The sequence below is a fragment of the Fundidesulfovibrio sp. YSD1 genome, from assembly GCF_055397115.1.
This window is the reverse complement of the sequence record NZ_AP043666.1, coordinates 2,452,181-2,471,739: the sequence shown is the minus strand read 5'-3', so window position 1 is coordinate 2,471,739 and position 19,559 is coordinate 2,452,181. Positions and strand designations below refer to the sequence as shown.

Genomic DNA, 19,559 nt, shown 5'->3' with positions numbered 1-19,559 from the left:
CGGAGGATCATACCCATGCGCCGCATCGCACCCGCCGTCCTCTCCCTGCTGCTGGCCGCCTTCCTGGCTCCGGCCGCCTGGGCCCAGGGCAACAAGCAGCTCATGAGCGAGAAGATGGCCACCCAGGACCTGAAGCGCAACATCGTCGAGGCGGTCATCGGCTACAAGGTCAAGAGCGAAACGGAATTCGGCCTCACCGAGGACGCCCAGTACCGCGCCGACACCAAGGCCGCCGCGGTGATCAAGGGCATCAAGGTGGACAAGATGATCTACGACCGCCAGAAGGACGTGGCCTTGTGCTTTGGCCACATCGAGCTCAAGGACGTGGTCAACGTCCTGGGCGAGCGCATCAGCTTCAAGGACGTGCGCGTGGAAGGCTTCGGCTTCGGCACCATGACCGAGGCCTCCCGGCCGCCCCTGCGCGCCCTGCGCGCCGCGCTGGTGAACGCCTACGACGAGATGGCCGCCACCCTGGTGGGCGAGAAGATCCTCTCCCAGAGCCGCACCGAGAACTTCATCCTGACCCGCGACTCCAACCGCGCCAAGGTCTGCGCCGCCGTGTTCGGGGCCTACATCCCCAACCCCGGCGTCAACGACGCCAACCGCGGCTGGGGCTGGGACGAGTCCGGCAACGCCTTCGTGTTCCTGGAGATGGACGCCCGCAAGGTCAAGGACGTGCTGGGCAACATGCTCGTGTACAAGGGCGAGAACATCATCCGCGTCATGGGGCGCGGCGCGCAGAAGGACGAGCTCTCCGGCAACGACGGCCAGAACCCCAACCTCGTGCGCGACCCCGGCTCCAAGACCCAGTACATGGACCTGAACATGCCCGGGTCCCAGCCCCCTGCCCCGCCGCAGGACCTGACCGGCAAGCCCGCGCAGTAGAGAGGCGCCGAACACGAACGGGGAGGCGAAAGCCTCCCCGTTTTTCTTTGCCGCCAGGCACCCGGCGCCATTGGCCCAGGCCCGTCTTTTTCCCTCAAAATCCCCAAGCAAAGCGAGCCAAGCACATGCGCCTGCCGAACATCACGGGCTTCCTACTTCATCTCGCGATCATGCTCGTCTTCGCCATGGCCTTGCCCCACTGCGCCATCGCGCAAAACGCCCAGCCCCAGTCCAGCCCCCTTCTCAGCCTGACCTACAAGATTCGTGATGTGCGCGGAAAGGAATACAACGCGAAATTCACGGACGGGAAATTCACCCAGGACAAGTTTGGCTCGCCCAACTTCGTTTACAGCGAGATCGTCGCACACGACACGGGCAAATCCGCCGGGAACGATTCGGACATTTCGATAGTCGTGACATCGACGGTCTCAGGAAAGGAAAGCAGGGTCGGGTCACGGCACAAGCATGACGTCTTTCTCGTCCGCGGGCAGAACAATGAGCGGAGCATCGCGCGCGCCCAGGGCTTCACCCCGGACATCGGCGTCGTGGTCGATGCGGCCGTCAGAAACTCCAAGGGATACGTCCGGTACATGGGCTACGGGAAAGGCGACAAGGACTGCTGCCCCATGTCCGACACCGCCTTTGAATTGACCGTAGACAGTTCCGGGGTTCAAGCCAAGAACATCCCGCTCGCGGATTTCGAACGAAACGTCGGTAACGTTTCGCTCGCGAGCATCATGACAAAGTACAACCATGGCGCACCGGGAGTGTTGTTCAAAGATGGCCCGCTTATGAGCGTCTTGTCGAAATTCATCGACAGGAACATCCTGCTGGACATATTCAGCATCGAAGGTCCAGGAAGCCTGAACGAAAAGGACGGCATCGTGTACTGGTATGAATGCGAGGCACACAACTGCGCCTATCATAACTACACGATCTTCATAAACAACAAAGACAAATCTGTCGACGTCCTTTACAGAAACAACAACTGTTCCCCAGTAGGTTCAAAAAACGCCTGGTATTCCTCCAACGGGAAGTCCAAGCCCCTTCCGGCATGCCTTGATGGAGACCATGAAATTTTATACAAACAATTCCACTCCAAGTGACACAACCCATTGAAGACTTATACTACGAGCATCATTTCCATTTTTGCGTGAATTTGCCCAAGCACGATGCATCAACATCCTGACGACACCGCCGGCGAGGCCTTTGCTGCTGAACCCGGCCGTCCCAAGGACGGCCGGCCGAGCCCCGCTCCCCTGCTCACTGTTTCAGGAGCCGAGGCCGGGCAGAAGCTCGTGCAGTACCTGGGCCGGGTGCTGGGCAAGGACGTGCCCGGGTCGGTGTTCATGCGCTGGATCAGGACCGGCCAGGTCCGCGTGGACGGCAAGCGCGCCAAGCCCTTCGACCGCGTGGAGGAGGGCCAGGCCGTGAGGCTGCCGCCCTTCGCCCTGGCGGAGAAGGGGTTCGCGGACGCTCCGGCGCGCGCCTCCGGGGAAGGCCCCCCGGTTTCCGCGCCGGAGCGGGAGTTTTTTATCCCGGGCATCGCCGTACTGGCCGTGACGGACCGCTGGCTGGTGCTCGAAAAACCGGCCGGCTTGCCCGTGCACCCGGGCAGCGGCTGGACGGACTCGGTGCAGACGCGCCTGGGCAAGGCCTTCGCGGGCGAGCCCTTCGTGCCGGTGATCGCCCACCGCCTGGACCGCGACACCTCAGGCGTGCTTCTCGTGGCGCGCACGCACCGCGCCCTGACCTTCGCCCACGAGGCCTTCCGCCAAAGCCTCGCGGCCAAGGAGTACCTCTGCTGGGTGCGCGGCCGCTGGACCCTCTCGGCCCTTCACGAAACAATCGAGATGGCCGACACCCTGGCCAAGTCCGGCGCGCCCGGGCGCGAGCGCATGCGCGCATCCCGGGACGAGGGCAAGGCCGCGCGCCTGGACGGGACCCCGCTGCTCATCGAAGACGCCAGGGCGCTTCTTTGCGTGCGCCTTTACACCGGGCGCACGCACCAGATCAGGGCGCAGCTTTCCTCCCGGGGCCACCCCATCGCGGGGGACGCCAAGTACGGCGGCGGCACGCCGCCCATGCTCCTGCACGCCTTCAGGCTCACCCTGGACGGCGAGACCTTCACGAGCCTCCCGCCCTGGACCGGCCAGTGGGCCGTACCGGCCTCGGCTCTCAGACCCTGACCCCTCCGGGTTCTCTTTTCATTCCCACCGTCGCAACGCACCTGGCCCGCGCCTTGGCGGCGGACTGACGCGCGGGTGCGCGAGGCGGGCCGAAACCCGCAGGCGGCTTTGCGCCGAGTAATGTTTCGGTCCGCCGCGCACCGGCGCGACGGCACGCCGCCAAGGCGCGGGCCGCTTGCCACGGCTCTTATTTCTTCCTCTTCCCCCCGCCCGCGCCCGCGAAAACCTGCCGGGCCATCTGCCCGATGACCACGGCCCCTGCCTGGGCCACGTTCAGCGACTCGAACCCGCCGGGCATGGGAATGTACACGTTGGCCTCGCAGCGCTTGGCCACGCCCGGGCGCACGCCCTTTTCCTCCCCGCCCAGCACCAGCACCAGGGGGAAGGCGAAATCCGCCTCGAACACGCTCACGCCTTCGGGTCCGGCCTCGGCCTTGTAAATGAAGAACCCTTCCTCCGCGCACTTTTCCAGGTCGCGCGCCAAGTTCACGCACTGGTGCACGGCCAGCCGTTCAAGCGCCCCGGCCGAGGCCTTGGAGGCCGAGCCTCCGAGCCGCGCGGCGTGGTGCCTGGGCACGATCAGCCCGCCGCCGCCCAAAGCGAAGAGCGTGCGCGCCAGGCTGCCGACGTTGCCGGGGTCCTGCACCTGGTCAAGTGCGAGCACCACGGGGAGCGGGGCGTTCCTAGCAACATCCAGAAGCGTTTCAAGCTCCACGAAGGCGCGCGCGGCCACGAACGCAGCCACTCCCTGCCTGCATTCGGGCACGGCGCGCGCCAGCGCGTCGTCCGGCAGGAAGCGAAAGCGCACGCCCGCCTCCCGGCAGGCGTCCAACAGTTCCTTGATGTCCTGCCCCTTGAGGCCCTGACGGAGCACCACCTGCTCCACGGTCGCCGGTTCGCGCTGCACCAGTTCGAGGACTGGTTTGCGTCCCATAACCACGTTGTCCATCGTCATGATCGTCAGTCCACCATGTTTGTTGTGCATCGAAACACGAGTCACTGATGTGAAACGCCGTTTCGCTGCTACGGCATTACAAGATTCTCACGAAAATTAGCAGTTGCTTTTTTTGTGTTCTTCGGTTAAATCCGCAAAAATCTTAGAAGAAACACAATAAATTCAAGCCGGAACACGGCCGCACCCACTCCCTCCCTCTCGCGGCCTTCAGCTCCGGAGGAAGCATGAACAAACCTCTCCGCTGGCTTCTCATCCTCCTTCTCGCACTGACGCCCGCGTGCGCCAAGAAGTACCAGGCCGACAACCAGGACATGAAGCCCAACCTCGATCCGGAGCTCTCCAACCCCGACTTTCTCAAGATACACCGGCCCAGGCCCCTGACCCAGCAGGAGAAGGACGCCCTGGCTTCCAAGACCGACATACCCTTCAACCTGGACGTCCGCGACACCGAGGAAGTCCAGATGTACCTCACCTACTTCACCCAGGAGCGCCGCGACACCGTGGAGCGCTGGCTGGAGCGCGCCGCGCCCCACCTGCCCTACATACGCGCCGTGCTCGCCACCTACAAGCTGCCGCCGGACATCATCGCCCTGCCCTTCATCGAGTCCGGGTACAACGCCATGGCCTACTCCCCTGCCGGGGCGGGCGGCATGTGGCAGTTCATGCCCGCCACGGGCAGGCGCTTCGGCCTGAACGTGGACTGGTGGGAGGACGACCGCCGCAACCCCTACCTGGCCACCGTGGCCGCCGCCAAATATCTTTCCGAGCTGCACGCGCTCTTCAACGACTGGAACCTGGCCCTGGCCGCCTACAACTGCGGCGAAGGCAAGATGGCCCGCGTGATCAACCAGTCCGGCCACAACGACTTCTTCGACATCGCCAAGAACCCCAACCTGCTCAAGCAGGAGACGCGCAACTACGTGCCCAAGTTCCTGGCCGTGCTGAAGATCTTCAAGAACCTCGACGCGCTGGGCTTCAAGCCCGTGAACTGGGGCGCGGGCCAGGTGCTGGAGGAGGTCCCGACGCCGGGCGGCACCGACCTGGCCGCCATGGCCGAGGCCTGCTCCATGAGCTGGGAGGAGTTCCACAAGTACAACCCCGGCTTCCGCAGGCAGGTGAGCCCGCCGGACCGACAGAGCCCGGTCTACGTGCCCGTGGCCAAGAAGGAACTGGCCCTGGCCTACCTGGCCGACCCCACCCGCGTGGCCAACCGGGGCATCAGGTCCTACACGGCCTCCGCGTCCGACTCCTGGTGGAACATCTCCAAGCGCACGGGCGTGCCCATCGCGGCGCTTCGCCAGATGAACCCCACCGTGGGCGACGCCGTGGCCCCCGGTCAGGCCGTGTACGTGCCCGTGGAAGGCTCCGCCCAGGACACCGCCCTGGCCGACCTGGACGAAAAGCCCTCCTCGGCCAAGTCCGCCGTGGCCGTGGCCAAGACCTACAAGGTCAAGCGCGGCGACAGCGCGGGCGCCATCGCCCGCCAGTTCGGCGTGTCCGAGTCCGAGTTGCTCAAGGCCAACGGCATGAAGTCCTCCAAGCAAATGATCGCCGGGACCACGCTGAACATCCCGGTCAAGGCCGTCCAGTCGGCCCAGGCCTGCCCGCCCGCGCAGGCCGCCGTTGCAGCGGCCTCCGGCGCCAGGACCGTGGAGGTCAAGAAGGGACTCACGCTGGCCTCGGTGGCTGCGGCCAACAAGGTGGACATGCAGGCGCTCATGGCCGCCAACGGGCTGAAATCCCCCAAGGACCTGAAGGCCGGGATGGTGCTCAAGATCCCCGGAGCCGCCCCGGAGCCCGCACCCAAGCAGGCCGCCGACGCCAAGCCCCAGGCCAAGCGGCCGGTGGAGCTGGCCTCGGCCCAGGCCGAGAAGAACCCGTCCCCGAAGGAAACCCCCAAGGACGCCTCCAAGGACGCCAAATCCCCGGCCAGGCAGGCCGCCAAGCCCGAGCCCGCTCAGCAGGCGGCCGCGCCCCAGAAGGCCCCGGCCCCGGCCCCGGAGCAGAAGAAGCACGCCGGGCCGATCCAGTACAGCGTGGGCAACGGCGAGACGGTCTGGAGCATCGCCCGCAAGTTCAACGTGAACCCGGTGGCCCTGCTCACCTGGAACAAGCTCGACCGCTCCGTGCAGCTCAAGCCCGGGGACAAGCTGACCATAAACGTCCAATAGTAGTGCGTGCATCAAGGCGGGGCAACGCCCCGCCTCACTCCTGCCCGTTGGTCCGCTTCTGCCTGGGGTTCATGCCCTGGGCGTCGAGCCCGCGCCCGGCGTCGTAGATCCCCACCACGTCCGAAATGACCTTCACGGACCTGGCCCGCTGAAAATACCTGCGGATGTTCAGGAAATCCGACTCGTACCCCCCTTCGCCGCCCCAGCCGCGCCCGCGCCCGGTCACAAGCTCGCGCGACACGCACAGGCAGAGTGGGTCCACGTTGCCCTGACGCACGGGTTCGGCCTCGGTCCCGGGCCTCGGCAGCACGGGGACGTCGAAGGCCCGGCTCACGTCGATGCGTGCGATGACCATCTCGGCGTCCAGGTGCGCAAGAAAGCTCGCCACGGCGTTCTCGGTGAAGGCGTTGTCGTCGTCCAAAAAGAGCAGGTGCGTGCCCTTGGCCTGGGTGATGAGCCGGTCGCGGATGAGGTTGCCGAAGTTGCCTGAGCGCGGGAAATCAACGAACCGGGCCGGAACCTCCACCCCGGGGCGCTCCCCCTTGATCCCGTCGAAGCCCACCAGCCACTCCACGGCCCCGGGCCCGGCCAGGCCCTCCTCCCGCGCGCGGCGCACGGCCGCGTCCAGGCTGGCCCCGGCCTGGGTCAGGGCGCGGGGCCTGTCTCCACGGCTGGGCGTGATCACGCTCAGGAGCACTTTGTTCGGGGGCGTCATGGTTCGCGTATAAGCCTTGGCGCGGGCAAAGGAAACCCCGCCGGGGGGCCTGCACCGGGCAGCGCCGAGGAAGCGCTTCCAGGAAATGCGGCGGCGTGTTATTAGGATATGCACGCGCGCGGACCGGCCCGCGCGCCGGGCGGCGCAGGGACAGCGCCCCCTGGAGACTTCCAGTGACCGAACAGGAACTCATCGCGAAAGCCTCGGACATCCCGGCGATTTCTGCCCGCGCGGCCCGCTCCTTCAGCGAGGCCCTGGAGCCCCTGGCCGCCGGGGTCACCGCGCGCATGCTGGCCTCGGGGAACGTCGAGATGCTGGTCGGCTTCGGCAACCTGCACACCATGGCGGACACCCATCGCCGTCAGGCCCGTTTCCTGGCGGCGCTGTTCGCCGAGTTCGACCCGAAGCTGATGATCCGCACGATATCCAGGGCCGTGGCCGCGCACAGGCCCTTCGGCTTCCAGGACCTCTTCTGGGTCGTCCAGCTCGGGGCCTGGAAGGCCGTGCTGGCCGACGAGCTGGACCGGGAAAGCGCGGACGAGATCAGGCCCTACTTCGAATGGCTGGACGTACACCTGCCGCACATCATCAATCTGGGCGCCCGCTAGGGCGCGCACACACTACTTCAAGGGACGGCGAGGACAAACGCATGACAGGCGTCTGGGACGGACTGGACAAGGAGCGCGTCAGCCGCGCGGTGCTCACGGCCTTCACGTCGGACGAGTACATGGAGCTGCTCGCGCGCATCAACAACGCCGAGACCCCGGAGGAGCTCGCCAAGGCCAGGGTCGACCTCAAGGACGTGATGGCTCTGTGGCGCCAGGAGTGCCCGGAGTACGCCTTCATGGTGGACTGCCTGTACCTGTTCACGGAGAAGATGGACCTCTTCCTCACCGGGGTGGACGAGTGAGCGGCGGCATAGGCGACGCCCCGGCCCGCTGCCCCTGGCCCGGCACGGACCCGCTCTACGTGGACTACCACGACCGGGAATGGGGCGTGCCCCTGCGCGACGACAGGGCGCTCTTCGAGCTTTTGGTGCTGGAGGGCTTCCAGGCCGGGCTCTCCTGGCTGACCATCCTGCGCAGGCGCGAAGGCTTCCGCCAGGCCTTCGGCGGCTTCGACCCCGAAGCGCTCGCGGCCTACGGCCCGGCGGACTTCGAGCGCCTGATGAAAGATACGCGCATCATCCGCAATCGCCTGAAGATCGAGGCCTCGCGCACCAACGCTCGGGCCTTCCTGGCCTTGCGGGAGAAGCGCGGCAGCTTCGCCGGCTACCTCTGGGATTTCGTGGGCAACCGGCCCATCGTCAACCGCCGCGAGGCCATGGCCGAGGTCCCGGCCACCACGCCGCTCTCCGACGCCATCAGCAAGGATCTGAAGGCCCACGGCTTCAAGTTCGTGGGCTCCACCATCGTCTACGCCTACATGCAGTCCGCCGGGCTGGTGAACGACCACTTCGTCTGGTGCTTCCGGCACGCGGAGCTCTCGGGCGCGTCATGAAAGCCAGGCCCCTGGCCGTGTGCGTCTCGACGAGCCTCGGGCCGTGGCTCGGCTCCCTGGGCATGGACACCGTCGTGCTCGACTCGGGGCCGGGCATCAGGGACGCGGGCGAGCTCCTGGGCGAGTGCGGGCTTGCGCCCGACGTGCTCATCCAGGAGGAGCGCCTGGCCCCGCGCACGCTCCTGCGCGGGCTCGAGCGGCTTGCCTGCCCCACGGTCTTCTGGTCCAAGGACCCGCACCTCAACCACTACTGGCAAGGCCCCTACTGCGCCCTGTTCGACGCGACGGCCAGCACGCAGAAGGACTGGATGGAGCCCCTGCGCCGCGCCGGGGCCAGGCGCACGGCCTGGCTGACGTGGTCCGCCCCGGCGGCCGCCTGGACGCCGCACGGGCAGAGGGAGCACGGCCTGGCCTTCGTGGGCCGGGTGAGCGAATTTCGGCCCATGCGCGAGCGTTTCACGCGGTTTCTGACCGGGCGTTTCCCCTTGCATCTGGTGACGGACGTGCCGGCCCACGAGGTGCAGGAGATCTACCGGCGGACGCGGGTCGCTCCCGGGGAATCCATCGGGGGCGAGCTCACGCACCGCCTGTTCCTGACAGCCCAGGCGGGCTGCGCCGTGATCGACCCGCTGCGCGGCAACGGCCTGGAGGAGCTCTTCGAGGTGGGACGCGAGGTGGAGGTCTTCGCCGACGCCCTGGAGCTGACCCATGTGGTCAAACGCCTGCTGGACAACCCCGGGGAAGCCGAGCGCATGGGCAGGGCCGCGCGCGAGCGGGCCCTGCGGGAGCACCAGCCCGAGCACCGCGCGCGCGCCCTGGGGGAGCTGGCCCGGGACACCGCGCGTGGCGAGCACCCGGACGCGGACAGGCTTTTCTGGCTGGCTGCCGGGCGCTGCCTGGAATCCGGGCTCCTGCCCGCGCCGCCGGAGGACGTGGTCAAGGGCCTGGCCGCCCACCAGGACGACCCTGACTGCCTGGCCGCTATCCTTTGCATCCTGGCCTACGGCGGCCAGGATCGCGACGCCCTGACCCTTGGGCTTCGCTTCGCGGCTCAGGGATTCGCCCCGGGCCACGCGGGCTTCAACGCGAGCCTCGGGGCGCTGGCTCTCAAGCTCGGCGAGCACGGGCTGGCCTTCAAGCTCTTCGAGGCCTTCTCCACGGCCTCGGGCGAGCCCAAGGCGTCCGACGCCGCCCCGGAGACCCTTTTCGCGGCCTGGGCCGAGGCGCTCACCCGGCGCGGCGTCAACCGGCGGGCCGGTTTCCCCTTCGACTCCAAGCGCCACCTGCCGGCCACGGCCAGCGAGTTCCACCTGATGAGCCTCGCGGCCAAGCCAGGCAACCAGCCCGTGCTCAAGAAGGCCGAGGCCCTCCTGCGCGGCCTGCCCGGGAGCGAGCCCTTCCGGCTGGGCTACCTCTCGGAGCTGGCCCTGAGAAACCCGGGCGACTTCCGCATCGGACAGGCGCTGGGGCTTCTGGACCTGGCCTGCTTCCGCGTGGAGGAGGGCCTGGAGGAGCTGCGCCTGGCCAGGGACTCGGCCCGGGCCAAGGGCCGTGAGCAGGCCTTCCTGCGCTCCCTCGAGGCCCGCGACCGGCGCGGGCTCGTTCGCGCGGCCCTCGACGGCCTCCCCTGACCCGGCTCGCTTCTTGCCCCCGGCGGCGCGACCATGCGCGCGACCAGGGAGAGACGCCAACTGCCGCAAGTGCTTCGGCAGGATGCAGAAGGTGGGGTCGCTGCACGCGCACTTCTCCAGGCCCCTGGCCGAGAAGATCGCGGCGGGCGGGATGGAGGCGCTGCGCGCGGCGTCGTGAGGGGGCACCCCCTACTTGCGCCTGGCCTCCATGAGGTAGGCCCTCTTGAGCGCCGGATCGTCGGCAACCTCGGCCCAGTGCAGGTGCAGGGGGTTCAAAACCGTGCGCCGGATTTCGGCGGCGGCCGCGAGCCTCTCCCCGGTGCTCACAGCCATCATCCTTTCAAGAAACCCCGCGAACGCCTTCGCCCTGTGCGCGGCCCTGTGGCCCGCGTCCACCTTGGCCTTGCCCGTCCGCCCCATGCGCGCCGCCTCCTCCGGGTGGGCGAGCAGCCAGAGCGCCTTTTGCGCGCAGTCGTCCTCGTCGTCCGGCTCGTAGGCCAGAAGCTCCGCTCCGTCCTCGAAGATGTCCAGCAGGCCGTTGCCCGTGCGCGGGGTGAGAAGCGCCAGGCCCATGGCCAAGGCTTCGAACACGCGGAAGTTCAGGTCCCCCCGCTCGGCCACGTTCAAGATCACCCGCCCCCTGGGGAAGAGCTCCAGGAAATGCCCCTGGCGCACCTCGAGCCCGGGCAGCTTCGCGGCCAGGCGCGCGAGGAACGCGGCCCGGCCGGGAGTAGTCGCGGGGTCCACGGTTCCGGCGAAAAGCACGTCCCAGACGGGCTCGGCCGGAGCAGGCGGCATGTCCGTCTCGTCCAGGGCGAAGGCCGGGCTCCAGAGCACGCGCTCCCCGCCCAGGCGGCCCTTGGCGAAGCGGGGCATGTCGTCCTTGAGGCCAGCCAGGCAGGCGTCGAAGGCCTGGGCGTAGAGGGGGTGCCAGGAGTGGATGTGGCTGTCCACGCTGTAGAACACCGTGAGGCACGGGTAGCGTTCGAGCCCGAGAAAGGGCGGCGGATGGCTGCGGTCGCCCAGCACCAGCACGTCGGGCTGGCCGCCGCACAGGCGCGTGACGTCCTCCCAGGTGAAGACGCGCGGTTCGTGGTAGGAATGAAGCGAAAGTCTGAACCCGAGCGCGGGCAGGGCCCCGGCGAAATATTCCCTGCCGAACCAGGCCACGCGCGCGCCCAGGCCGCCCACGGCTACTCCCTGGCCGCCAGCCAGCCGCCCAGGGCGGACATGACCAGGGCCAGAAGCAGCATGGCCCCGGCCTCCTCCAGGGAGAGCGGCTCGAGCCTGATCCAGAGGGGCGGCTCGTAGAGAAGGCTCGCGGCAGCCTCCTGCACGGCGCGCAAGGCCCCGAGCCCGGCCACGGCGCCGGTGACGCCCGTGACGGCCGCGCTCACGGCCCAGGGCAGGCGCACGAACCACTCTTTCGCGCCCACCAGGCGCAGTATCTCCACCTCGTTTCGCCGCCCCTCCAGGCAGAGCCGGGCCGCCAGGTAGGCCACCACGGCGATGGCCAGGGACACCGACACCGACAGCGGCACCAGCGCCTTCACGGACAGCGAGCGCAGGGCCGTGGCCACGTCCAGTTGCAGGGGGTTGATGCGCACCTTGTCCACCCCGGGCAGGGCCTTCAGGCGCTCCAGGAAGATGCGCGAGGGCCGCATGTCCTCGCTTTCCACCCGGAAGGAGGCCAGGGCCGTGGCGGGCAGGGGGTTGTTGCCCCCGAGCCAGGCGAAGTCGAAGCCCTCGCCCAGGTTCTTTTTCAGGTTCTCCAGCGCCTGGTCCGGCGTGAAGGCCAGAAAGTCGTCCACGCCCGGGATGGCCTTGATCTGGTCCCACTGGGCGCGCACCTTGGCCATGTCCTGCCCGGGCTTCCAGTAGATCTGGAACTGGGCGTGGCCCTGGTGCCTGCGCAGATGGCCGTCCAGGTTGGAGAGGAACAGGGCGAAGGCCCCGGCCAGGAAGCACGTGAGCGCCAGCGCCAGGGCGGACATGGCGTGCAGCCCGGGGTCCACCCCGATCTGCCTGAAGGCCCGGGCCAGGGCGCGGCTGACGAGCGTCACCTGGGCGCCCCCGCGTATCCGGGTGACACGCCCTCGTCCTCGTCCGGGGCGTCGGCCACGGCGTCGTCGTCCCCGCCGGAGAGCAGGAAGCCCGCCTCCAGGGAGAGCACCCTGGCCTGGGGCGTGGCCCGGATGATCTCCATGTTGTGCGTGGCCATGAGGATGGTCACGCCGTGGGCATGGAACTGCTTGAAGACCTCCATGAGCCGCATGGCCATGTCCCAGTCCAGGTTGCCGGTGGGCTCGTCGGCCAGGATGACCTTGGGGCCGCCGGCCATGGCCCTGGCGATGGCCACGCGCTGCTGCTCGCCGCCGGAGAGGCTGCGGCAGTCGAGGCGGGCCGTGCGCGTCAGGTGCAGGGAGGCGAGCACGGAGTCCACGCGCCGCCTGATCTGGTCCTCGGGCAGGCCCAGGACCTCGAGCGGCAGGCGGACGTTCTCCTCCACGGTGCGGTCGAGCATGATCTTGAAGTCCTGGAAGACCACGGCCACGTCGCGGCGCAAGAGCGGCAGCCGGGAGCGGCCGAGCGCGGCCAGGTCGTAGCCCGCGATGCGCGCCTTGCCGCGCTGCACGGGCAGGTCGCCGTGCAGCACGCGCAGAAGCGTGGTCTTGCCCGCCCCGGAATGCCCGGTAATGAAGGCGAACTCGCCCTTGCGCACGCGAAAGCTCACGGCGCGCAGGGCCAGGTGGTCGCCGAAGGCGTGGGTGAGCTGCACCGCCGCGATCATGGACGCCTCGCCGGGCCTAGCCGCACTTGGTGAAGCCGCAGGCCTTGCACACGTAGCAGCCTTCCTCGAACACCAGTTCCTGCGAGCACTCGGGGCAGGTGGGCGTGGTCAGGGAGGTGAAGTCCGCGGCGCGGCCCCGGCCCTGGAGGTAGCGGCTCTCCAGCACCCAGGCCACGGAGTCCGGCAGGGAGAGCAGCAGCCCCTTCTGCTGGAACACCGGGCTCTCGCCGCCGATGCCCTTGAGCTGGCCCACCACGTCGGCCACGTCCACGCCCGAGCGCAGCGCCAGGGACACGAGCCTGCCGATGGCCTCGGCCTTGGCCGTGATGGAGCGGCCGGACTTGCCGATGGTGGCGAAGACCTCGAAGGGCTTGCCGTCCACCTCGTTCACGGTGAGGTAGAGGTCGCCGTAGCCGGTCTTCACCTTCTGGGTGAAGCCGTAGCAGACGTCGGGGCGCTGTCGCACCTTGGACTGAGCGCGGTCGTCGGCCTTCTCCTGCTTGGCGCCGTCGCCGGTGCAGAGCACCTGGGCGGACTTGCAGCCGTCGCGGTACACGGTGACGCCCTTGCACCCGAGCTCGTAGGCCATCCAGTAGATCTTCCAGATGTCCTCCTGGGTGGCGGAGTTGGGCAGGTTCACGGTCTTGGAGACCGCGTTGTCCGTGTACTTCTGGAAGGCGGCCTGCATCTTGAGGTGCCACTCGGGCGCGATGTCCATGGCCGTGACGAACACGCGGCGGATGTCCTCGGGGATGTGGGTCATGTGCGCGATGGAGCCCTTGGCCGCCACCTCCTCCATGAGCTTGGGGGAGTGGCACTGGGCCTCGATCACGGCGGCCTCGAAATAGGGGTTGGACTCCACCAGCTTGTCGCCGTCCATGACGTGGCGCGCGAACGAAAGGGCGAACAGGGGCTCCACGCCAGAGGAACACCCGGCCAGGATGGAGAGCGTGCCCGTGGGCGCGATGGTGGTGGTGGTGGCGTTGCGGAAGGGCCCCTGCCTGCGCTCGGCGAACACGGAGACCTCGAAGTTGGCGAACGCGCCGCGCTCCTGGGCCAGCACCTTGGAGGCCGCCTTGGACTCGTTCTGCACGAAGTCCATGAGCTTCTCGGCCAGCTTGAGCGCCTCCTGGGAGTCGTAGGGGATGCGCAGCTGGTAGAGGAGGTCCGCGAAGCCCATGACGCCGAGCCCGATCTTGCGGTTGGAGCGGACCATCTCCGAGATGCGCTCCAGCGGGTAGACCGAGGCGTCGATGACGTTGTCCAGGAAGCGCACGGCCATGTGGGTCACGCGCTTGAGTTCGTCCCAGTCCACGCCCTCGCGGGAATCGTCGCACAGGAGCGCCAGGTTCAGCGAGCCCAGGTTGCAGGCCTCGTAGGGCAGCAGGGGCTGCTCGCCGCAGGGGTTGGTGGACTCGATCTCGCCCAAGGACGGGGTGGGGTTGTCGCGGTTGATGCGGTCCAGGAAGATGATGCCCGGGTCGCCCGACTCCCAGGCCTTCTGCACCAGGAGCGAGAAGACCTCGCGGGCCTTCAGGGTGCCGATGACCTCCTTGTTGTGCGGGGCCACCAGGTCGTAGGGCTCGTCGGCCTCCACGGCCTGCATGAAGCCCTCGGTGAGGGCCACGGAAATGTTGAAGTTGTTCAGGTCGCCTTCGCGTTCCTTGCAGCGGATGAACTCCAGAATGTCGGGATGGTCCACGCGCAGGATGCCCATGTTGGCCCCCCTGCGCGTGCCGCCCTGCTTCACCTGCTCGGTGGCGGTGTTGAAGATGCGCATGAAGGAGACGGGCCCGGAGGCCACGCCGCCGGTGGAACCCACCCGGGAGTTGACCGGGCGCAGGCGGGAGAAGGAGAAGCCCGTGCCGCCGCCGGACTTGTGGATGAGCGCCGCGTGCTTCACCGCGTCGAAGATCTCGTCCATGGAGTCGCCCACGGGGATGACGAAGCAGGCGGCCAACTGGCCGAGATCCGTGCCCGCGTTCATGAGCGTTGGCGAGTTGGGCAGGAACTTGAACGAGGTCATCAGTTCGTAGAAGGCGCGCGCCAGGTCCTTGGCCTTCCAGGAGCTCTTCTTGTACTTGGTTTCTTCGTGCGCCACTGCCTCGGCCACGCGCCAGAACAGGGCCCGGTCGTCCTCGACGGGTTTTCCGTCGGGGCCTTTCTTCAGGTAGCGTTTGGCGAGGACCAGGGCGGCGTTCTTGTTGAGGCCAGGGGCGGGAAGGTCGGCAGGGACTTTGGCGACGGGCATGAACTCTCCTTCGGTGAGGCAAGCTGGCACGGATGATTTTTCTGGAGCGCGGACGGATCGCCGCAGGGGGAAGCATTACTCCAGTCGGCGTTAAAAATCCACCGGGGCGGCCCGGCAAACAGGCCATGCCCAGGACGCGAAAAGCCCTGGACGAGCGCCAAAGGTTCGCATGTCCAGGGCTTTTTTCTCGGAGATTACGGCTGCGTCAGCTATCGCCCAGGTCCACCCCTTCGGGCGGCAGTCCCATGCCCGGGCTCATGCGCCTGCCGGTCCAGGCGGTTTCGTAGCCGCCCAGGGCCTCCACCTGCTTCCTGAAGGACTCGCCCTGGACCACCTTGAGCAGAGCCTGCACGCGCGGCTCCTCGAGGCTGGCCTCAGGCAGCACCAGGTCGTAGCGCTCGCGCGCCAGGGGCACGAAGTCGAGCTTCAGGGCCTTGGCGGCCGCATACACGCCAAGGCCGCAGTCGGCCCCGCCGTTCTGCACGTTGGCGGCCACGCCCATGTGCGTGGTCTCCTCCTGGGCGTAGCCGTCCACCCGGGAGGGGTCGATTCCGGCCAGTGAGAGGTGGTAGTCCAGGAGGATGCGCGTGCCCGCCCCGCGCTGGCGGTTGACGAAGCGCACGTCCTTGCGGGCCAGGCTGGAGACGTCCTGGATGTCCTTGGGGTTGCCCGGGGCCACGATGAGGCCCTGGTGGCGCACGGCCAGGTTGATCACGGCCACGGGCACGCCGGGCAGGTGCTTGTCGATGAAGGAGAAGTTGAAGTCGCCCGTGGCGGTGTCCAAAAGGTGCGCCCCGGCCAGGAGCGCCGAGCCCTGGGCCAGGGCCGCCAGCCCCCCCAGGCTGCCCACGTGGCTGGAGGCCAGGCGCATGGGCTCGTCCAGGCGCATGAGCTCGTCGGCCAGCAGGTCCAGGCAGATGTCGTGGCTGCCCACCACCACCAGGGTGCGCTCGAGCTCGTCTCGCGTCACCAGGAGCTCCGCCGTGACGGCCTCGCCCCTGGCCACGCCCTCCTTGTCCGCCGGGATGCGGGCCACGGCCTGGGCCCTGGTCAGGGTGGTGATGAGGCCAGCTCCCCTGGAGAGCGGCAGGGCGCTGAACCCGTCGCCCACGCGGCCGACCGCCAGGCGCAAGAACTCCGTGAGCCCGGGCCGCGACGGCGTCTCCCTGGCGAGCTTGACCTCCACCTTGTCGCGCTGGGGCTTTTCCGTGCGCGAGAGCCAGGCCGCCAGCGGGGCCAGGAGCTCCTCGAAGCAGACCACGCTGGACACGGGGTAGCCCGGCGCGCCAACGATCAGCTTGCCCCTGGCCACGCCCAGCAGCGACGGCTTGCCGGGCATGGCCTGGATGCCGTGCACCACCACGTCGCCGAAGCGCTCGATGACCGCGCGCGTGTAGTCGCGGCTCCCGGCAGAGGACCCGGCCACGATGGTCACCACGTGGGCGGGCGAATCCAGGGAGTCCTCCAGGGCGCGCGCGAGCATCTCCAGGTTGTCGGGCACGGGCGGACGCCTGCGCGCGTCCATGCCCCAGCCCTGGGCCAGGGCGCAGAGCATCACGGAGTTGGACTCCACCACCTGCCCGGGCCCGGGCTCGGGGCGCGTGGTGTAGTCGAGCACCTCGTCGCCGGTGGGGATCACGGCCAGGCGCACCTTCTCGTAGACGTCCACCTCCCAGACCCCGCAGGACAGCAGCGCGTTCAGGTCGTAGGCCGTGAGCCTGCGCCGCCTGGGCAGGATGAGCTCCGTGGCCACGATGTCCTCGCCGATGCGGCGCACGTGGGTCCAGGGGGCCACCGGGGCCTCCAGCATGGCCCGGCCCGTGTCGTCGAAGACCACGTGCTCGATCATGGCCACGGCGTCGAATCCCGGAGGCAGGGGCTGGCCCGTGTTGACCATGGCGAAGCCGGTCTCGGGAAAAAGCGTCACGGGGTCGCCCTCGCGCGCTGCGAAGGTCGTCTCGGCCTTGAGCGCGATGCCGTCCATGGCCGCGCAGTGGTACGAGGGCGAGCTCAGGCGCGCCAGCACCGGTGCGGCGGTCACGCGGCCCAGGGCCTCCTCCACGGGGATGGACTCCACCTTCACCAGCGATTCGCGGTCCAGGGAAGCCTTGGCCAGGGCCAGGGCCTCCTCGATGGGCACGGTGCGGAGATAGATGTTGCGCTTGACGTTCATAGGAGCATCACCTGCACTGTTGTCCCGGCTTCCAGGCCCTCCAGGCCCGCCGCGATGGCGGCGACCCCGTCGGCCTGCACCAGGGTTTTGAGCAGTCCCGACTTGCCAAGCACCGGATGCGCATCGGGGAGGCCTTTGCCGGTTTGCGCCAGGCGCACGCGCACATAGTCCTCCCGCCCCTGGCGCGAGGCCACGTTGCGGGCGAGCCTGGCCTGGATCATGGGGCGCGGGCGCGTGAAGGCCTGGACGTCACCCGCCAGGCGGCTCACGAAAGGGCAGCCGAAAACGAACATCACCACCTGCGCCGAGGCCACCTGGCCGGGCAGGCCCCACACGGCCTTGCCGCGCGAGCGCGCCAGGATGGTCGGCTTGCCCGGGCTCACGGCCAGGCCGTGCACCAGCACCTCGGTGCCGGGCAGCATGGCCAGCGCCTCGATGGTCAAATCGCGAACGCCAACCGAGCTGCCGCCGGAGAGGAACACCGCGTCCGCCTGCTCCAGGGCATCGGCCAGGGCCTGGGCGATGGCGCCGGCGTCGTCCTTGACGATGCCCATGTACCTGGGCACGGCCCCGCAGCGCGCGCACATGGCGGCCAGGGCCGGGGCGTTGGCGTCGCGGATCTGGCCCGGGCGCACCATGGAGGACACGGGCACCAGCTCGTCGCCGGTGGAGAGGATCGCCACGCGCGGCCGCAGCCCGACGCTCACCTCGACGATCCCGAGCGCGGCCAGGAGCCCGGCCTCGGCCGGGCGCACCAGCGTGCCCGCCGCCAGGACCGGCTCGCCCGCCACGGCGTCCTCGCCCCGGAGCATCACGTTCTCGCCCGGGGCCACGGCCTTGCGGATCTCGATGGCGCCCGCGCCCAGGTCCTGGGTGTGCTCCACCATGACCACGGCGTCCGCGCCCGGGGGCAGGCTCGAACCCGTGACCACGCGCACGCAGTACCCGGGCTTCATGGGCTCGTCCGTGACGGCCGAGATGTCCAGCTCGCCCGCGAGGTCCAGGTAGGAGGGGTTGGTCTCGGTGGCCCCGAAGCAGTCGGCCGCGCGCACGGCGAAGCCGTCCATGCCCGAGCGCGAAAGAAGGGGCAGGTCCTCGGGCGAGTTCACCGTGGCGGCCAGAAAGCGGCCTTGGGCCTCGTCCAGGGCCACGGTCTCGGCCCCGAGGGGGGGAAACGACGCCAGGACCTCCCGGAACTCCCGGGAGGACTTGAGTTCAAGATAGGCTTTTTCCATCGTTCATCCGCCGATGGCGGTCATCGGTTTGGCGCAGACCGCCCGCTTGGCGCGCTCCGCCAGGAGCTTGTGGCCCATGGGCTTGCGCGCCAGGGCGCGCCTGAGCACCTCGAGGACGCGGGCGTCGCCGGTCTTGGGGCTCCTGAGCAGCGGGCGCAGGCGGTACTCCACGTCGGAATAGAGGCACGGGCGCAGCCTGCCGTCACAGGTCAGGCGCAGGCGGTTGCAACTCAGGCAATAGTGGCCGGTAAGCCCGGAGATCACGCCCAGGCGGCCCCGGCCTCCGGCGATGGCCCACATGCGCGCCGGGCCGTGGCCCTCGTCGCCGTAGGTCACGGGGGAGATGTCGGCCAACCGCGAGGCCTGCTCCAGGATGTCCGAGGCGGGCCAGAGCAGCTTCTCGTCCCAGGCGGTGTCGCCGCCGATGGGCATGAACTCGATGAAGCGCATATCCAGGGGGTGGGTGCGGGCGAGCTCCAGGAAGGCGGGCAGCTCGCGGTCGTTGACGCCCTTGAGCGCCACGGCGTTGACCTTCACCTTGAGCCCGGCCTCCAGGCACTCGTCGATGGCCGCGCGCGTCTGGCGGAAGAGGTCCGCGCCGGTTACGCGCCGGAAGGTCTCGGGGTCGAGAGAATCGAGCGAGATGTTCACGGCCTTGAGCCCCAGGCCTTTAAGCCTCGCGGCCTGCCCGGCCAGCAGCGTGCCGTTGGTGGTCAGGCGCACGTCCATGTGCGGGACGGCCGTCATCACGCGCTCCAGGAAGCTCTCGAACCCGCGCCTGGTCAGCGGCTCGCCGCCGGTCAGGCGCAGCTTGGAGAGCCCCAGCGGCGCGGCCAGGAGGATGACGCGCAGGTATTCCTCGTAGGAGAGGATGTCCGAGTGGGGGATGGCCTGGAAATCCTGAACGGGACGACAGTACATGCAACGCAGGTTGCAGCGGTCCGTGACGCTCACCCTCAGGTAGTTGACCACCCTGCCGAACGAATCCGCGAGACGACCGCGGGCATCTGGATCATCGCTGGACATGGGTCCAGGTTATGCCAAAACGCCCATGATGGTAAAG

At 68.6% G+C, this 19,559-nt stretch carries 17 protein-coding genes; 8 read left to right on the top strand and 9 right to left on the bottom strand.

Translation table 11 applies throughout. The features are described from left to right. Positions 1 to 15 precede the first annotated feature (15 nt). The 3 genes from ACZ5V4_RS11545 to ACZ5V4_RS11535 all read left to right on the top strand — a co-directional run bounded on the left by ACZ5V4_RS11545 (position 16) and on the right by ACZ5V4_RS11535 (position 3,074). Positions 16 to 885: a hypothetical protein gene (locus ACZ5V4_RS11545; RefSeq protein ID WP_464315006.1), complete on the top strand. Its 870-nt coding sequence runs from the start codon at positions 16 to 18 to the stop codon at positions 883 to 885. A 125-nt stretch (positions 886 to 1,010) separates the two neighbouring features. After that, positions 1,011 to 1,991, top strand: coding sequence for a hypothetical protein (locus ACZ5V4_RS11540; protein ID WP_464315005.1), 981 nt, complete (start codon positions 1,011 to 1,013; stop codon positions 1,989 to 1,991). A 66-nt stretch (positions 1,992 to 2,057) separates the two neighbouring features. Then, entirely contained in the window at positions 2,058 to 3,074 is a 1,017-nt protein-coding gene (locus tag ACZ5V4_RS11535; RefSeq protein WP_464315004.1) for a pseudouridine synthase family protein, read from the top strand. Positions 3,075 to 3,261: 187 nt separating this feature from the next. Here ACZ5V4_RS11535 and ACZ5V4_RS11530 read toward each other — a convergent pair whose 3' ends face one another. After that, positions 3,262 to 4,008 carry a TrmH family RNA methyltransferase gene (locus tag ACZ5V4_RS11530; RefSeq protein ID WP_464315003.1) on the bottom strand — a complete coding sequence of 249 codons (747 nt, stop codon included), beginning with the start codon at positions 4,006 to 4,008 and terminating at the stop codon, positions 3,262 to 3,264. A gap of 245 nt (positions 4,009 to 4,253) precedes the next feature. Here ACZ5V4_RS11530 and ACZ5V4_RS11525 point away from each other — a divergent pair, with 245 nt between their 5' ends. Beyond that, positions 4,254 to 6,200, top strand: a complete 1,947-nt coding sequence (locus ACZ5V4_RS11525) for a LysM peptidoglycan-binding domain-containing protein (protein ID WP_464315002.1) — start codon at positions 4,254 to 4,256, stop codon at positions 6,198 to 6,200. A 34-nt stretch (positions 6,201 to 6,234) separates the two neighbouring features. On the opposite strand, the gene ACZ5V4_RS11520 is transcribed toward ACZ5V4_RS11525, so the two are convergent. After that, positions 6,235 to 6,915: a glycosyl transferase gene (locus tag ACZ5V4_RS11520; protein ID WP_464315001.1), complete on the bottom strand. Its 681-nt coding sequence runs from the start codon at positions 6,913 to 6,915 to the stop codon at positions 6,235 to 6,237. A gap of 173 nt (positions 6,916 to 7,088) precedes the next feature. On the opposite strand from ACZ5V4_RS11520, the gene ACZ5V4_RS11515 reads away from it, so the two are divergent. Genes ACZ5V4_RS11515 through ACZ5V4_RS11500 form a run of 4 tightly spaced genes read left to right on the top strand, consistent with a single transcriptional unit; the run spans position 7,089 to position 10,046 of the window. Continuing rightward, positions 7,089 to 7,523, top strand: a complete 435-nt coding sequence (locus ACZ5V4_RS11515; RefSeq protein ID WP_464315000.1) for a hypothetical protein — start codon at positions 7,089 to 7,091, stop codon at positions 7,521 to 7,523. Between the two features lie 41 nt (positions 7,524 to 7,564). Continuing rightward, positions 7,565 to 7,825, top strand: a complete 261-nt coding sequence (locus tag ACZ5V4_RS11510) for a hypothetical protein (protein ID WP_464314999.1) — start codon at positions 7,565 to 7,567, stop codon at positions 7,823 to 7,825. Beyond that, positions 7,822 to 8,415 carry a DNA-3-methyladenine glycosylase I gene (locus tag ACZ5V4_RS11505; protein WP_464314998.1) on the top strand — a complete coding sequence of 198 codons (594 nt, stop codon included), beginning with the start codon at positions 7,822 to 7,824 and terminating at the stop codon, positions 8,413 to 8,415. Before ACZ5V4_RS11510 ends, ACZ5V4_RS11505 begins: the two co-directional genes overlap by 4 nt. Beyond that, a complete protein-coding gene (locus ACZ5V4_RS11500; RefSeq protein WP_464314997.1) occupies positions 8,412 to 10,046 on the top strand; it encodes a glycosyltransferase family protein in 1,635 nt (544 codons plus the stop codon). Before ACZ5V4_RS11505 ends, ACZ5V4_RS11500 begins: the two co-directional genes overlap by 4 nt. A 189-nt stretch (positions 10,047 to 10,235) precedes the next feature. On the opposite strand, the gene ACZ5V4_RS11495 is transcribed toward ACZ5V4_RS11500, so the two are convergent. The 7 genes from ACZ5V4_RS11495 to moaA form a co-directional block, all read right to left on the bottom strand. After that, positions 10,236 to 11,237 carry a glycosyltransferase family protein gene (locus tag ACZ5V4_RS11495; protein ID WP_464314996.1) on the bottom strand — a complete coding sequence of 334 codons (1,002 nt, stop codon included), beginning with the start codon at positions 11,235 to 11,237 and terminating at the stop codon, positions 10,236 to 10,238. A 2-nt stretch (positions 11,238 to 11,239) separates the two neighbouring features. Then, positions 11,240 to 12,109: a cell division protein FtsX gene (locus tag ACZ5V4_RS11490; RefSeq protein WP_464314995.1), complete on the bottom strand. Its 870-nt coding sequence runs from the start codon at positions 12,107 to 12,109 to the stop codon at positions 11,240 to 11,242. Continuing rightward, positions 12,106 to 12,837, bottom strand: a complete 732-nt coding sequence (locus tag ACZ5V4_RS11485; RefSeq protein WP_464314994.1) for a cell division ATP-binding protein FtsE — start codon at positions 12,835 to 12,837, stop codon at positions 12,106 to 12,108. The genes ACZ5V4_RS11490 and ACZ5V4_RS11485 overlap by 4 nt, the downstream gene beginning before the upstream one ends. Before the next feature lie 16 nt (positions 12,838 to 12,853). Next, a complete protein-coding gene (locus ACZ5V4_RS11480) occupies positions 12,854 to 15,088 on the bottom strand; it encodes a vitamin B12-dependent ribonucleotide reductase (RefSeq protein ID WP_464314993.1) in 2,235 nt (744 codons plus the stop codon). A 205-nt stretch (positions 15,089 to 15,293) separates the two neighbouring features. Further along, a complete protein-coding gene (locus tag ACZ5V4_RS11475; protein WP_464314992.1) occupies positions 15,294 to 17,261 on the bottom strand; it encodes a molybdopterin biosynthesis protein in 1,968 nt (655 codons plus the stop codon). Next, the gene (locus tag ACZ5V4_RS11470; RefSeq protein ID WP_464314991.1) at positions 17,258 to 18,496 is read right to left on the bottom strand and encodes a molybdopterin molybdotransferase MoeA; all 1,239 of its coding nucleotides are present in this window, start codon (positions 18,494 to 18,496) and stop codon (positions 17,258 to 17,260) included. The genes ACZ5V4_RS11475 and ACZ5V4_RS11470 overlap by 4 nt, the downstream gene beginning before the upstream one ends. A 3-nt stretch (positions 18,497 to 18,499) precedes the next feature. Next, positions 18,500 to 19,522 carry a GTP 3',8-cyclase MoaA gene (gene moaA, locus ACZ5V4_RS11465; RefSeq protein WP_464314990.1) on the bottom strand — a complete coding sequence of 341 codons (1,023 nt, stop codon included), beginning with the start codon at positions 19,520 to 19,522 and terminating at the stop codon, positions 18,500 to 18,502. Positions 19,523 to 19,559: the final 37 nt, after the last annotated feature.